This window comes from Candidatus Paceibacterota bacterium (assembly GCA_035652395.1).
GTDB lineage: Bacteria > Patescibacteriota > Minisyncoccia > Phycocordibacterales > CAJBRS01 > JADGRH01.
In genome coordinates this window covers 51,370-66,806 of the sequence record DASRDX010000009.1, presented here as the reverse complement: position 1 = coordinate 66,806, position 15,437 = coordinate 51,370, and the positions used below count along the sequence as shown (strand labels likewise).

Annotated in this window: 15 protein-coding genes; 2 read left to right on the top strand and 13 right to left on the bottom strand. The window is 44.0% G+C overall.

Annotated features, from left to right (window positions below):
- Window positions 1–101 precede the first annotated feature (101 nt).
- Complete coding sequence (locus tag VFA52_00470) at window positions 102–2,021, top strand: ribonuclease J (GenBank protein ID HZS42683.1); 1,920 nt, start codon at window positions 102–104, stop codon at window positions 2,019–2,021.
- 161 nt (window positions 2,022–2,182) lie between these two features.
- On the top strand, window positions 2,183–3,367 hold the full coding sequence (locus VFA52_00465; protein ID HZS42682.1) for an MFS transporter: 1,185 nt from the start codon (window positions 2,183–2,185) through the stop codon (window positions 3,365–3,367).
- A 117-nt stretch (window positions 3,368–3,484) separates the two neighbouring features.
- Here the strand turns inward: VFA52_00465 and VFA52_00460 are convergent, their stop codons facing one another.
- The 13 genes from VFA52_00460 to VFA52_00400 all read right to left on the bottom strand — a co-directional run bounded on the left by VFA52_00460 (window position 3,485) and on the right by VFA52_00400 (window position 15,422).
- Window positions 3,485–4,693: a diadenylate cyclase gene (locus tag VFA52_00460; GenBank protein HZS42681.1), complete on the bottom strand. Its 1,209-nt coding sequence runs from the start codon at window positions 4,691–4,693 to the stop codon at window positions 3,485–3,487.
- A 5-nt stretch (window positions 4,694–4,698) separates the two neighbouring features.
- Window positions 4,699–5,616 carry a CAP domain-containing protein gene (locus VFA52_00455; GenBank protein ID HZS42680.1) on the bottom strand — a complete coding sequence of 306 codons (918 nt, stop codon included), beginning with the start codon at window positions 5,614–5,616 and terminating at the stop codon, window positions 4,699–4,701.
- 341 nt (window positions 5,617–5,957) lie between these two features.
- The gene (locus VFA52_00450) at window positions 5,958–6,398 is read right to left on the bottom strand and encodes a hypothetical protein (protein ID HZS42679.1); all 441 of its coding nucleotides are present in this window, start codon (window positions 6,396–6,398) and stop codon (window positions 5,958–5,960) included.
- Window positions 6,399–6,457: 59 nt separating this feature from the next.
- Window positions 6,458–6,739, bottom strand: coding sequence for a hypothetical protein (locus tag VFA52_00445; protein ID HZS42678.1), 282 nt, complete (start codon window positions 6,737–6,739; stop codon window positions 6,458–6,460).
- A gap of 9 nt (window positions 6,740–6,748) precedes the next feature.
- Window positions 6,749–7,354: a Gmad2 immunoglobulin-like domain-containing protein gene (locus VFA52_00440; GenBank protein HZS42677.1), complete on the bottom strand. Its 606-nt coding sequence runs from the start codon at window positions 7,352–7,354 to the stop codon at window positions 6,749–6,751.
- A gap of 98 nt (window positions 7,355–7,452) precedes the next feature.
- On the bottom strand, window positions 7,453–7,842 hold the full coding sequence (locus VFA52_00435) for a DUF4383 domain-containing protein (protein HZS42676.1): 390 nt from the start codon (window positions 7,840–7,842) through the stop codon (window positions 7,453–7,455).
- Between the two features lie 95 nt (window positions 7,843–7,937).
- Complete coding sequence (dinB, locus tag VFA52_00430) at window positions 7,938–9,008, bottom strand: DNA polymerase IV (GenBank protein HZS42675.1); 1,071 nt, start codon at window positions 9,006–9,008, stop codon at window positions 7,938–7,940.
- 9 nt (window positions 9,009–9,017) lie between these two features.
- Window positions 9,018–9,542 (bottom strand): cytidylate kinase family protein, encoded by a 525-nt coding sequence (locus tag VFA52_00425; protein HZS42674.1) that lies wholly within the window; start codon window positions 9,540–9,542, stop codon window positions 9,018–9,020.
- A gap of 70 nt (window positions 9,543–9,612) precedes the next feature.
- Window positions 9,613–10,824: an ABC transporter permease gene (locus tag VFA52_00420; protein ID HZS42673.1), complete on the bottom strand. Its 1,212-nt coding sequence runs from the start codon at window positions 10,822–10,824 to the stop codon at window positions 9,613–9,615.
- Window positions 10,821–11,534, bottom strand: coding sequence for an ABC transporter ATP-binding protein (locus VFA52_00415; protein ID HZS42672.1), 714 nt, complete (start codon window positions 11,532–11,534; stop codon window positions 10,821–10,823). Before VFA52_00415 ends, VFA52_00420 begins: the two co-directional genes overlap by 4 nt.
- A gap of 49 nt (window positions 11,535–11,583) precedes the next feature.
- Window positions 11,584–13,278, bottom strand: a complete 1,695-nt coding sequence (locus VFA52_00410; protein HZS42671.1) for an efflux RND transporter periplasmic adaptor subunit — start codon at window positions 13,276–13,278, stop codon at window positions 11,584–11,586.
- Between the two features lie 44 nt (window positions 13,279–13,322).
- Window positions 13,323–14,828, bottom strand: a complete 1,506-nt coding sequence (locus VFA52_00405) for an oxidoreductase (protein ID HZS42670.1) — start codon at window positions 14,826–14,828, stop codon at window positions 13,323–13,325.
- 66 nt (window positions 14,829–14,894) lie between these two features.
- Window positions 14,895–15,422 (bottom strand): cupredoxin domain-containing protein, encoded by a 528-nt coding sequence (locus VFA52_00400; GenBank protein ID HZS42669.1) that lies wholly within the window; start codon window positions 15,420–15,422, stop codon window positions 14,895–14,897.
- Window positions 15,423–15,437 lie beyond the last annotated feature (15 nt).

Below are 15,437 nucleotides of genomic sequence, written 5' to 3'. Positions count from 1 at the left end.
GAGGTAATGCCTAATGATATAAAATCCGATCATTGCGTTATCAAATTATTTTTTACCTATCGATATAATCTTATTACTCAATATTTATTACAGTATTAACAATGAAAGAAGAAAAAGAAAAAAAAGACAGTCTGAAAGAAGCTATCAAAGAAGTTCAGGAAAAACAGGTCGCCCCAGGTGAGCATCATGCTCATTCTTCGCGACGGCGTTCTCGCACCTATCATGCCGTGCCGGAGGCACCTATGGCCAAGAAAAAAAGATCAATGCCGCGTCGGCGCTTCGCGCCGACGCGCCCCACCCTTGAAATGGAACGCCGAAAAGAAACCGGTAAAATTCCGCCTGTCGGCGAAAATATCCGGATTATTCCGCTTGGCGGAGTAGAAGAAATCGGCAAGAACATGACGGTTATTGAAATTAATGGCGACATTATCGTCATTGATATCGGCTTTAAATTCAAGGAGGAAGATACTCCGGGCATTGATTACATTCTGCCCAACACCAAATATCTGGAGGAGCGAAAGGAAAAAGTTCGGGCCGTCATCATTACTCACGGTCACCTCGATCATATCGGCGGCATTCCCTACATCATGGACAAAATTGGCAATCCTCCACTTTATACTCGAAACCTCACCGCCTTCATGATTAAGAAAAGGCAGGCCGAGTTTCCGCATTTAGCCCCCATTGACTACAAGATTGTAGAAAAAAATGACCGGATTAAAATCGGCAACATGTCTGTGAGATTTTTCGGAGTCACTCACAGTATTCCCGACTCAATGGGCGTAGTGGTGGAAACACCTTATGGTCTCATTGTGAACCCCGGAGATTTTAAATTAACTCATAAAGACGGAGAGCCGGTAGAAGAGGAAGATCGAGAGTATTCGGAACTTGCCAAAGAAAAAGTGCTGCTTTTTCTGGGCGAATCAACCAATATTGAGAATCCGGGTTTTTCTACGCCGGAAGAAGAAGTCCATAAAAATCTGGACGAAATCATCCGCACTATTAAAGGGCGTCTAATTATCGGAATGTTTGCCTCTCATATTTTGCGCATGATGAAAGTAATAGAAGCCTGTGAGAAATATGGCAAAAAACTGGTAATTGAGGGCCGCAGTATGAAAAATAATATTGATATTCTGGAGCAGGCTAAAATGCTGGAAATTAAAAAAGGCACAGTTATTTCCTCTCAAAACATGGGCGATTATCCGCCGGATAAGATTGTGGTTCTGGCCACCGGCGCTCAAGGCGACGAATTTGCCGCTCTGATGCGCATGGGCACCAAAACTCACAAGCACTTCCATATTAATGAACGCGATACCGTCTTACTATCCTCTTCCATTGTGCCGGGCAACGAAAGGTCGGTGGAAAAGTTAAAGGATAATCTGGCGCGTCTCGGGGCCAAGATAATTTCCATTCAGACTTCGGACGTCTACATTCACTCGACCGGTCACGGCAATCGTGGAGAAATTGAATGGCTTCATCGGAAGCTCCGTCCAAAATTCTTTATCCCTATTCACGGTAACCATTACCGCTTGAAACTACATGCTGAAGTGGCGGAGAATCTGGGCATTCCAAAAAATAATATTATCGTGCCGGATGATGGTACCGTAGTAGAAATTCAGGATAAGGGTCAAAAGATTGTGGCCTTAAAAGAAAAAGCGCCGTCGGGAACGGTGATGGTAGACGGTTTCGCCATTGGAGATATGCAGGACGTTGTCATCCGCGACCGGCAGATGCTGGCGCAGGATGGGATGTTTATCGTCTTTGCCATCGTTAATTCCCAAACCGGTAAATTGAAAAAATCTCCCGATATTATTTCTCGCGGTTTTGTTTACCTGCGTGAATCCCAAGACTTATTAAGACAAGCTCGTTTCGTCATTAAAAAAACTATTGAAGAAAACACTGCTGGCATGCATCCGATTAATTTCGAGTACGTCAAAAACAACGTCGCTGATGCGGTCGGCAAATTTCTCTTTCAGAAAACGGCTAAACGGCCGATTGTCATTCCGGTACTTTTGGGAGTTTAGAGCGGTTGCGCCGCAGGCGCAACCTCCTCCCTCCTCCCTCTTTGGAGACATAAGGTGTGGGGCACGCCAGAGCTCTCACTTTGTTTGAGACTAAGACTCGGGCAAGCGCCCCTGGAGCGGTCTCAAACAAAGTGAGAGCTCTGGCGTGTTAAAATAATTTCATGGACCAAGAACCTGTTGTATATCAACCCAAAACCATTCGCATCTTCATGCTTATCTATGTCTCCGCTCTCCTCTACTCCATTCACTTCTTTTTTATTTACTTCATTAATTCCGCTTATTTAGTCAGCTACTTCGGCAGTACAGCTCTGGTGGGATTACTTTATAGTCTGGGCGCTTTCGCCAATCTTTTTATCTTTCTTAATATCGGTAAGATTCTCAACCGAACCGGCAATTATCGCTTGATGATCGGTTTAATTCTCCTTGAAGCTCTGTGTTTAATTGGGCTAGCCTATGGGCAAAATATTTATCTAATAGCGGTCATGTTCATTATTTCTCAAGCCCTTAACCCAATCTTAATTTTTAATCTGGACATTTTTCTGGAAAATTATTCTCGTAACGAAGAGACCGGCAATATTCGCGGCATATTTCTGACCATGACTAATTTGCCGCCAATTGTCGTGCCTTTTGTGGCCGGCCTGATTTTAACTAATTCAGAATACTGGAAAGTCTATCTGGCCGGTGCAGCCTTTCTCATTCCTCTTCTATATGTTATCTCGGCAAATTTCCGCAAATTTAAGGATCAGGTGTATCACGAAACCAATTCCAAAAATCTAGCTCGGGAGTTAACGGATAATCCGAATGTCTACGATATATTATTCGATAACTTTTTGCTGAACTTCTTCTACGCCTGGATGAGTATTTACATGCCTATTTATCTTCACCAGTATGTTGGTTTCAGCTGGCCGCAGATTGGCATAATGTTCAGCATTATGTTGCTGCCTTTTATCCTCTTCCAGATTCCGCTTGGGCGGCTCGAAGATAGAAAATACGGCGAGCAAGAAATTCTGATTATGGGTTTTATCATTGTGGCTATCTCTACCATTCTGATTCCCTACATCAGTCAAGCTAATTTCCTCATCTGGACCATCCTCTTATTTGTTACCCGTATTGGGGCGAGCTTCATTGAAATATCGGCTGAATCTTATTTCTTCAAACAGGTCAGTGTCGCCAACATTCATCTAATCGGCCTCTTTCGTATGACTAAAAATCTACCGTATATTTTTGTACCTGCTATTGCTTCACTTGTGTTAGTTTTCTTTGATTTTCAGTATGTCTTTCTAGTTCTTGGCTTAATCATGCTGGTAGGTTTGCGTTACGCCTTTCTTTTGAAAGACACAAAATAGATTTGATTCCCACCTAAACGAAGATAAATTTACTCTTTTAAATAGTCTGGACCACCTTAAATGACGGAGCGGGAGATCCGAGGACTTTTAAAAGAGTAAATTTATCGGAGTGTCTCTTTATGGTCCCGCTTTCTGCAATCCAATCAACACCTTGTTCGGCGTAATGTTGTTCAAAGTAATGTAAGAAGGCATGGAAATATTGTCGCCGGTAATGATCACCTGCTTGGTGCCGGCGGCAGCGTTTGTAAGGTCAATTACAATCCGCACCGAATTCTGATTAAGATTATGGAGATCCGATGAATTGCCGCTGATGGAGAGATTAACATCTGCCGGAATTACTTTTGAAACGATCAGGTTTGAGGGAATGTGACTGAATTCAAGAGGAATAATCAAGCTTTCAGTTACGACATTGGCCTGAAATACGAGAAGCACCCACAAAGCGAAAGAAATTAGAACTGACAGAATTTTGATAAAAAAGTTATTGACTAAAATGTAATACCAAAAACTCTGATTCTCCTGCACATTCTCTTTCATAAAATTTCGGACGATACCCTGCAGGCTTGGGGCGTCCGTCACTGTTCGCAAGGCTCCATTTTCAGCCACTGATACAATGCCGCGTTCTTCGGAAACAACGATGACTAAAGCATCCGATCTTTCCGCCAAACCTAGGGCCGCTCGATGACGGGTGCCCATATTTTTAAAACCGCGAAAATCCTCGGCCAAAGGCAGATGAAGTCCGAAAGTTTTGATTTTCTTGTTCTCAATTAAAACCGCCCCATCATGGCCTGGTGTCGTATTGTCAAAAATACTTAAAAGTAGCGGCACCGACACTTCTCCGTTTAGAGGAAAGCCTCCTTCTACAATATCGTCCAGAGGATATTCGCCTGAAAGAATTAGCAGAGCTCCTGTGCGTTTTTTAGCCATGATGCCAACTGCTTCAACAATGGCGCTTGAGACTTCAGCGCTTAAATTAGTCAGGTGGCGCCCAAATCTTTCCCGAGAAATGATAAACCATTTGAAAAATCTTCTGATTTCCCGCTGAAAAACAATCACAAAGATGACGGCAAAGAAAGTAATGAGCGGTTCAAAAAGCTTTCTGGTTAAGGCTAAATTAAAAGTACGAGAAAGGTAGATAATGATGAAAAGGAGAAGCAGTGTATTGAAAATAAAATAAGAGCGTGATTGCTTGATGAAAAGCAAGATAACGTAGACGAAGAAAGCTACTACAATAATGTCCAGAGCGTCATGAAAATGAAAATTATGAAAAATGCCTGGGATGCTGGAGAAAACATGAGCAAAACTAATATTGGCAAGGGCTTGAGCCATAAAAATTAAGTGCTACCAATGCAATCGTTATAACTTTTAACCTCTTTGTTATAAAGAGCGATATTGTCCTTTTCAGTCGCCAATTCATCATCATAAGCCTTCTTCATGGATTGATATTCGGCCACCTTTTGATTGTAAGCATCCCCTGATTTAGGATTGGCGTTATTAATTTCATCAGCTTTAGCTTGGAGGGCTTGGTATTTGTTATTTAAATCAGCCTGCAAGGTTTGAATGGTAGAGAGGAGAGACTGGTCAGGATAAGTACAGCTCGGAAATGGTTTGCCAAATTCCTGGACCGCCAACCAAACTTTCCGACCTTCAAACGTGCCCTGCATTACCGCTGCTCCCATTTCGGTGAAGCTCGCATTTAAAATATTGGCGCGATGCCCCGGACTATTCATCCAAGCGTCAAGAAGGGCCTGATTGCTGGCAAAGTTTCCGAGAGCCAGATTTTCTCCGACCATTAAGTACTGATAACCTTCTGCTTTAGCCAAATCGCCCACTCCCACTCCACTTGGAGAGGTGTGTTCAAAATATTGTTTGGCAAACATGTCCTTGACCTTGGCCAGAGCGGCCGCGTCTAATTTGGCGTTTTCATGCAGAGCGGCCAGATTGCCGTTTGCTTTTCGTTCTTGATTCGTCAGAATAATTACTTCGTTGGCGTTTAGAGTGGCGGCGTTACTGTTTGTGCTAGTTCCCGCACCGTTTAAAATTTTTAATGGCGGTGGAAGATTGTCGGCAATGGTATCTACTTTTTGAGTAACAATTTTGGCAATCTCTCCGGAGGAGTTTTCTAGATTGCTGACCGTTAAACGAGACGAGAGTTCAGTCAGAGATTTTTTCAGTTCGGGATATTTATTAGTTAAGAGAAACCCGCCAAGGAGAATTAAAAAAAGGAGAATAATAGGACGGAGAAAAACCATACTTTCATTCTATAAAGCCTGCTTTTTAATGGCAAGAGCGGGAGCTGCTCCAAAATTGATGGGAATTGGATGAAAGAGGTAATGAAAGAACGCCGGCTTCGCCGGCGTTCCAGAATCCTTCGATCAGTAATTAGTTAAAACCCTTCCGCCGTGGGATACGGTGTCTGTTTGTTCCAGATTTCTGCATGCTTACCATCCTCGCATGTACAGGAAACTAACGGCTCTCCATGTTTGGAGCAACTTTTGACCGGACAAATTCCGGGATTTTCCGAAACGCTTCGGCATTCGCCGGCGCAAACGTAATGGTTGGTAGTTAGGGTTTCAAGATCCACCTTACTATTCTATCTCTTTCCCCTTCTCTTTTTAGCAACTTTTCCACCCTTGACAGCCCGCTTGACTGCTCGAGCTTTTTTACGGCTAACCTTAGCCATTTTCGCTACCGTACTTTTACTTTTCTGAAACTCTCGCTGGATATTGCCCCAGTGCCCTTTTAATTCTCGAGCCATCAGAGCTAATTCTGCCGGATTGGCATCTTTGAGCTTCTTATACTTTTCCGTCACCGTATCAACGATTTGGTGATAGGCATCTTCATTAACATCTTTCAATTTTTCAATCTGACTGATGACTTCTTTGCGAGCCTTGATAGCCCAAGCCTCCATCTTCTTTCTCTTTTTCTTACCGTCGGCCGTTCCGTAAAAATAATAAGCACCTGCGGCGGCCGCTGCGACCGCGGCAGTGATACCAACGCCGGTCATTACTTTCTTTGTATTTTTTGTGGTCATGAATTTAATAATTAGCTACTAATATAGTTACTTACTATTTAAGACGAATGTTTCCGCTTCTACTTACCGGAGCGATGGGAAGATTTTCCTCGGCCAAAAAGTTTCCGGAAAAAACCGAAAAAGTAAAGCTTATTGAAGCCTTCAGCCTTGACGTGCTCGCGAAAATCATGAATATCGGAAATGATCTCTTCTCCTTCATCTTTAACTTTGCGACTGATGCTTTTTAAATCATTTAAAATCCGAACGACGTATATTAAAGCCACAATCAAAACCACGGCGATGATGACCAGCGCAATGGTAGAGATCAAGAAAAAAATGTCGGCGTGAATTAGTGATTCCATGTTGATAATTTATTCGGCAAAGCGCACCGGAATACTCCAGGAGTCATCGCGGCTTGGATCCCCCGACGGATTGTCCTTTTTCAAAACCAGCGTGCCGGATCGAATCGGCGAATTATTTTTAAAAGTTAAAGTGACACTAAAAGGTACATAATCCGGACTAGCCCACTCTCCGATAGCTTGAGCCACCCCTTGGCCGATGACATCCTTGTTGCTGTCTAGAATCTGAACCGGAAAAGTGCCTTCAAAAAACCAGCTGCCTCGAGCTTCTCCTTTTAAAGTGAGTGGGCTCTTAATAGTGTCGTTCTCTTTGAGATTCGTCACTTTCACTACGTCCTTGTAGCTCATGGCCGAGGGACTGGATGAGGCGGTTGGCCCATTTGGAATGAGGTCTTCAATATAGGCGGGACCGTTTGGTACCTGACATTCGCGAGGATAACTCTCCGTGGTAGGAAAACCGGCGGCCGCGCATTCATAAAAATTAGAAACACCGTTGGTGGAAGTGGCATTAGAGCCGACCAAATCCGAATTGGACTTCTGATTTTTAACCAACAAAAAAGCCCCGACAACAACGATTAGGAGCACAATAATCAGAATAATAAGAGTGTTTCTATTCATATTTTAATAATACGCAATATTCCCCAAAAGGGAAAGCGGCCGTCAAGCATTTTGCTAGCAAAATGCTTGACGGCCGCTTCCAAAAAACAAATCGAAATTTAAGCAGCCATTGGCATTTCACTGCCTTTACCGGCAGCAAAACCAACCCAAGTGATAACTATGCCAAGCACAACGTGCAGCCAGTTATCGGCCATATTACCCAAGAGTAGTTGACTCATGAATGAAGGCGCTACAAATCCGAGGATAGCCACCAGAAGGTAGACAATTCCGAAAACTTTCAGAACAGCAGCCGAAGATCGAGCGGAAGCAAAAGCCACAATCAGAAAGATTAAGCCAGAAAGAAAGTGGACCCAGTCGTGTAGAGCGTTAGTCTGGAAAATTCCAGTTGGTCCAACAATACCTGCTCCACCGATAAATCCTAGAAGACCAACAATCACAAAGACAACTCCAAAAATAATTGCCCAAGTTTTTGCCATATTTTTTGTCATCTTAAGCCTTTTAATAGATCGACCTTTCGTTCTTAACTAATTAAATATACCACAAAATAGCCATATTTTGAAGGAGGTATGGGGATATTAATTTTCTAGGATAACCTTTCCAGACGCAGACCGATTAACCTGAATCTTTTAGCTTCTGTGTTCCGCCGCTTATCTAAGAATGGCATCAAAAGCGAAAGAGCCTGAAGGTAAAAAGCTTTAGATGATTGAAGCGGCGTTTTCAAAGTTCGAGAATGGGTTTTAGTTTCAAAGTCAGCGTATCGAACGATAATTACCACTCGCGCTGCTTCTTTAAATCCCTCTTTTAAAAAAGATTTCCAAATTCGTGAGACCATTTCTTCCAAAATAGGAAAAAGTTTCCGATAATCTTTTATGTCTTTATCGAAAGTGATCTGTTCGCCAATCGATTTAGTCGGATATTCTTCTAATACCGGCGATTCATCAATGCCCCTGACTTTGGAAAATAATTCCTCTCCCCATTTCCCCAAAAGATCCTTTAATTCAGTTTTTCCTAGTCGTTGAAGATCACCGATAGTCTGAATTCTTAATTTATTTAAAATTATTTCCGTTTTCGGACCGATACCGGGAATGGTTCTGATAGAGAGTGGAGAAAGAAAGGAGGAAACTTTCTCTTCCGAGATGACAGTTAGCCCGTCCGGCTTCTTAAAACCTGAAGCGATTTTGGCTATCATCTTGTTCGGCCCTAAACCAATAGAAGTTGTGAGATTCTCCAGCTTTTTAATTTCCCTTTTAATCTCCTTTGCTGTTTTCTCGGCTGCTTTGTATGAGTTTAAGGAGCTTAAATCTAGATATGCTTCATCTACGCTGGCCACTTCTATTGGGCCGTATTTGGCCAAGATATTCATAATCGTTGAAGAGATCTGGCTGTAATAATGATAATTTCCCGAGAGAAAAATGGCTCCTGGTTTTCCCGCTTTTTTGGCTGTTTCGGAAAAATGCCAGGCCTTTTGAATGGACAAGGCTGATTGAATGCCGTACTCTCTGGCGAGATAATTGGCCGTGGAAACCACTCCTCTTCCCTTTCCGCCTTCCGGATCGGCACCGATAACTAACGGCAGCCCTTGAAGATATGGTCTGTCACGCTCTTCAATGGCGGCAAAAAAAGCGTCCATATCAATGTGAGCGATAATGCGCATGCCGTCTATTTAAGAGAGATTAAAATGCTGGCAGATTTGATCCATTGTTTCGGTCGCGCTAATCTTGGTCGTGTCGATAATCAAATCAAAATGAGAACTGTCTCCGGAATCCTTAATCTGATAATAGCGCCAGAAACGATCGCCGATTGATTCTTCCCTTTTGATAGTTAAGGCCTTAACTTCTTCTACATCCATTTTGTCTCGAAAAGCCACTCTTTTGACTCTTTCCTCAAAGTCGCATTCAAGCTTCACCTTTAATGAGTCCGGCACAAATCTCCAGCCGAGACGCGCATCTAAAATAAAATTGTCATTTTTCTTGCCAAATTCCTCAATCATCTTGTCGCGATTTAAATCATAGTTTGGGTCTTTGCGGCACATTTCATCAAATTCATAGATGGTCAGGCCAAGTTGGTCTGCCTGATCGCGCATAAAATTTCCGGTTGAATAGAATTGATATTTTAATTTCCGGGCTAAGGCTCGTCCGACGGAACTAGTGCCGGTGCCGGCCAAACCAAATAGAGTAATCTTTGCCATATCGTATTCTAGCAGTTACAAAATGTAGAAGACAACCTGAAGAGGCCGTAGTCAGCGGCTGCGGCCCTCGTTACTCATACCGCAGAGCTTCAATCGGATTCATATCAGCCGCCCGTTTGGCCGGATAATAGCCGAAGATAGTCCCGATAGCAGCGGAGACGCCGAAGGCCAGGATAACTGAACTAAGACTAACTCGGGCTTGAACCAAGCCGGTGGCCGAAGCACCCACAGCAATCAACCAGCCTAAAATAGTGCCGATTAAACCTCCGATAAAAGTCAAAACAATAGCTTCGGCCAAAAATTGCTGACTGATATCATTTTTCTTGGCTCCAATAGCTTTGCGCAGACCGATCTCTTTAGTTCTTTCGGTTACCGTTGTCAACATCATATTCATAATCCCGATACCGCCGACAATCAGAGAGATGCCGGCAATGGAAGCCAGAAATAAAGTGAAAGTATTAATAACTTGAGAAAGTGTCCCTAAAATATCTTCTTGAGAAATAATGGAGAAATCTGCTTCGGTAACATCGTGCTTGTCCACCAAAGCCGCCGTGATTTCGTCCTTGATTAAATTAGTATCGTTTTTATCAGTGACGCTCACCGTAATGGTGGAGTAAAAATCATCACCGGTTAAGATTCTCTGCATGACACTTAACGGAACCACTACCATATCGTCCGGTCCGGAAAAACCGACTCCGCCCTTTTTAGTCAGAACGCCGACGACAGTAAAGAGTGAATTGTTGATTTTAATTTCTTTGCCGACTGGGTCAGTGTCTCCAAAAAGATCGGTAGCAACGGTAGCTCCTAAGACGGCTTGCCGTCGCAGGCTTCTTTCGCTCTCATCATTGAAAAAATTTCCTTCACCCAGAGTTAAATTATGAATATCAAAATAAACAGGCAAACCACCTGTAACTGTGGTGTTAGTATTGTTCCCCAGTGAGGAGACGATCTGAAATCTTTTAGAATCTTCAGGTGAGATAGCTCCAATTCCCTGAATTGACTCGATAACGGGCAAGTCAGTAATTTTCAGGTTCTGGGCCGCTCCTCGGCCGCTTGAGACTATACCTCGGCCGGGTTGAACTACTCCAGGGAGGATAGTCAGAAGATTTGAACCCAGCCCTTCAATGCTCGACTGAATCTGAGCTTTAGCGCCGTTGCCAATAGCTAACATGGCAATAACGGAGGCAATACCTATAACAATACCCAGCACAGTCAGGGAAGATCTGACCTTGTTACTAAGCAGAGAGCTTCGGGTTTCTTGAAATAAATCTTTTACGTTCATACTTTATTAGCGTCAGCCAATCTTTTTTGATGACTTTTACTGTCACTGACAATCTCTCCGTCTCTTAAATGAATAATACGATCAGCATGTTCGGCCACTTCCACTTCATGGGTGATCAGAACGATGGTTCGACCGTGATTTTTATTTAATCTCTCAAAAGTTCCGAGAACGATTTCACCCGTCTTGGAATCGAGATTGCCGGTTGGCTCATCCGCCATAATAACCGAAGGATCATTGACTAAGGCTCGGGCAATGGCCACTCGCTGAATTTGTCCGCCGGAGAGCTGGTTGGATCGGTGATGCCAGCGATCTTCGGAGAGGCCGGCGGCCCGCAGGGCTGCCGCACTTAATTCTTCTCTCTCGGTCGTTTTTACGCCCGAGTAAACCAGTGGCAGCATCACATTTCTGATAGCAGTAGTGCGCGATAATAAATTAAAAGCTTGGAAGACGAAGCCAATTTTCTTGGCCCGAATGGCGGCAAGTTCATCGTCGGAAAGTTTGGAAACATCTTCCCCGTCTAAAATATAAGTGCCGGAAGTGGGAGTATCGAGAGCCCCTAAAATGTGCATCAGAGTTGATTTGCCGGAACCGGAAGGACCCATGATAGCTACGAATTCGCCATCTTCAATTTTCAAACTGACATCTTTTAAAGCAAAGGTTTCATTGTCCCCATTTTTATAGATTTTAGTGATGTGCTGGCATTCAATCATTAGATTGTGCTAATTAAGACCGCGAGAACGACTTGTTGGTAGGCTTCGTCTACCGACTGATAGTTCGGCTGCCGCCTCCAGCGGCAGCCCCTCCGCCAAAGAAGGTTCGGTTACCGGCACTGGCTGAATTGGCACTTCCAGCTGTGACACTGCTACCACTTGTGAGTGTACGGACAACGATCACATCTCCGGCATTCAGACCGGAAACGATTTCAGTTTGGGTGTTGTTTGATTCCCCAATCTCTACCGGAACATTGACCGGTTTAGTTTTAGTTGAGATAGGTCCTGCTGTAGTGATGCCTGGAATTTTCTGAACATAACTTTTACCAGAAGGACTGGTTTTCACCGCAGCTGTCGGCACTAATAGAACATTCGGTTTGGTTAAAGTAACAATGGAAGCGGAAACGCTCATGCCTGGCAGCACTCTAGTGTCCTGCGTATCAAAGCCAATCTTAACGGTGTAATCCACCACTCCCTGCGTCACAGCTCCAACCGTATCAATCTCGGCTACCGTGCCCTCGATAGTAAGATCGGGGAGGGCGTCAAAAGTTAAGGTGACTTTTTCACCCAAGGCGATTTTGGCCACATCCACTTCATTTAAGGTAATCTCGGCGAGCTTCTGAGAAGTGGTCAGAGTGCCCACCACGGTTGAACCACCTACCACATCTCCTACCTTGATATTGAGAACGGCTAAAGTGCCTTCAAAAGGAGCCTTAATGATGTTGTTGTTGTAAGTGTTCAAAGCCGCCTGATAGGAAGCTTGGGCGCTCTCCAAACTGGCTCTGGCACTAGCTACATCTTCGGCGCGGGCCGGGGCGGTGGTGACAGATAGACTGGCTCTGGCGCTTGAGAGTGCCTGCTGATTGCTTTGAATATTGGAAATTAAATTGGTCACAGTCGAGCGGGCGGAAGCGACATCGGTTTTAAAGGTATCAATGTTACTTTGATATTTAGTCTGGGAAAGAGAAATGGAATTTACGGCATCGGCGATATCATTAATGAATTTCTGAATTTGATTTAAATACTGAATGGTGTGAGCGGCTTGAGCGTCAACATCAAAAGAGGAAGTGGCGCTGATATCGGCTCTCCAGTTAATTAAGGTCTTGCCGATATCCACTCGCTCGGCATTTAGAGTCAGAATTTGATTTTGATCATTGGGTTTTAGAACAATAGTGGATCCGCTGGAACTATCGTAAAAAGAAACTTGGAATTGCGGCGAATAAGAAGTGGCGGCGTTAAAAAATTTATCCAGATCAGTCCTAATTAAATTATCAGTCTGGGTGTAAGCGCTTTGAATACTGTTTTGGAGGTTGGTTTGGGCAGTCTGAACCCCCACCTGGCTCTGATTAACCGTGGCCGTAGTAGCGCCGTTTATAACTTTATTGTAATTAGCTTGAGCACTATCCAGACTGGCCTTGGCTTGAGCTAAAGAGACATTGGCACTCCTTTCATCAATAACGGCAATGGTCTGTCCTACCTTTAAAATCGCCCCTTGTTTGGCCGGAATACTGACAATTTGGCCAGAGCCTTGAGGGACGATATCGAGCTGATTTTTAGCCGAAACCTGTCCAGTCCCCTCTACTGAAGCGACCAAGGTGTCAGTGGTAACAGCGCCCATAATATATTGGGTCGGCGCATTGGCGGCCGCAATTTTTTTGTAAGCAATATAGCCGCCAACCAAAACAACTACGACTACAATGGCAGTAATAATCTTGTGAGCTTTAATATATGTCCAGATTTTCATGAAAATGTTTATTAACCTTACAGCGGAAAATTAATAATGGCAAGTTAAGCGTAACCGATGAAGAAGTCCGTCTTAATTTGTGATCTTGAAACTCCCATCTCGGTCAAGATTTTCTTGAAAGCTTCTACCATCTTCGGCGGACCGGAGAGATAAAAAAGTCTCTCCCGATAATCCGGCACTTCTTTTCTAATCAGATCCGGAGTGATTCGCGATGGCTCGCCGGAATTATTCGTTTTGTCAGTGATTACATTTATTCTTTTCAGACCGACCGCTTGCTCGGCCGGGCCGAAGACATCCTCATAAGCCAACTCCGAGCTCGTGTGAACCGAATAAAAAAGGGTGATCGGCCGTTTTTCGCCTTTGTCGGAAAGATATTTAATCATGCTTCTAAATGGCGTTATTCCGATGCCGCCGGCAATGAAAACCATTTTCTGATCCGAATTATCCGGCAGAACGAAATCACCCGCCACCCCGTGAGCGAACAGGCTGTCCCCTTTTCCGAGCTTTAGTAATTTCTCCTTGAACCGGCTTGGCCAAGCCGGATCATAACTGATACCGAGATGAATTTTAGACTCGGTTGGCGAAGAAGCGATGGTGAAGTAGCGGCGATTGCCTTTTTTATTGAAGGACACGTCAGGTAGTGTCCATTCCATATACTGACCGGCTTTGTACTGAAAGGGCCTTTCCGGCTCCAGAGTGATATTAAAGGTATGACTGGAGATAGTTTGGCTCTCTACAAATGCCAGACGAACCCGCGACTTAAAACTGACAAAATAGGAAAAAACGTTGCCGATAATCAGGGCTAATTCCGGCGTGGAATAAATCGGTCCCAGTCGATACGATAAAGAAAAAAGTAGACCGATAATAATTCCGTAAATGATTCGGCTAATCTTTGTAGGCGGCATGGTCAAAGGTTCGGTTACCATTATCGATCCGAAGAAAATCAAGGGACTGTAAAGAATGGCTTGCTCTAAATTGGAAAGTAGACTACCTCCTGACCAGCGGGTTATGAGAAAAACAATCAAACTAGTTAGGGCAAAAGCGTTGAAAAGATGAAACTTCCGGATTTTCTTGACTACTAAGAAACCTAGAATAATTACCGGAATCACCAGCACTGGCACTGAAATCCACCAGGCGGTACCGCCCAGACCGCTAATGTCTAAAATGACTAGACTAATAGCGGCTGGGTTGAAGAGATGCCGACCGCCCGTGTTGAGAAGATATTTGGAAACCATGGCGAGCGTCGCCGCCAAAACTAAAAGATAGAAGCTGTGGAGATCCAGTAGCGGAGTCAGAGCAAAGAAAAGAATCAGAGCGCTGATATGGGAGGATTCTTGATTCAGAGGCACTTTAAAAACCCAGCCGAGAAGATAATTAACCAGACCAGCGACCAGAATCAAGGTAAGCAGGGCACCGATTAGAGAGAGCGGACTAAAGACCACAAGACCAAAAAGACTTAAGACAATGGAAATCACCGCCAGAATTAAAAGGCCGTAGAGCAGGAGGCCATACATGGTGATATTGTCCAGAAAATTGTCTATGAATTTCATAGGGAAGAGTTAAATAAAAGCCAAGCCCTTTGTTTTAGTCCAAAGGGCTTGGCTGAAGTCTTTCAACTAATTGGATCCTTTGACTACCAAGGTACCCGTCATGCCCATCTGTCGGTGATTGCCGACTGAGCAGTAGAACTGGAAGCTGCCAGCCTTGTCAGCTAAGAAAGTGATAGTCTGGCTTTTGCCGGTAGTTAGAACGTTGGTGCGGGCATTATAACCGTCTACTACCAAGTCATGGCTGCCGTTGTCGCTAACGAAGGTGATTTTAACGGTATCTCCTTTGTTAACACTGATCTGGTTCGGGCTAAAAGAAAAGTCCTGCCCGTGAATGGTAAAACTTTTAGTGTTCGTTCCGGTGATAACGGTCGTAGTGGAGTTAGTGGTGCTAACTACTACTGGACCCGCGCCGCCCGTTCCAGCGGTTCCCGAATTAGTCTGACCATTTGCTCCATTTTCTCCCGTCGTAAGATCAGAGGTAGTGGAAGCAGTCTGCGTGTTTGAACTTGAATTATGCATAGCTGCATATGCGGCCCAAACAATGATTACTAGTACTATGATAACGATAATCGTTATCCAAGCATTTCTACTCATAAATTTAATTTAAAT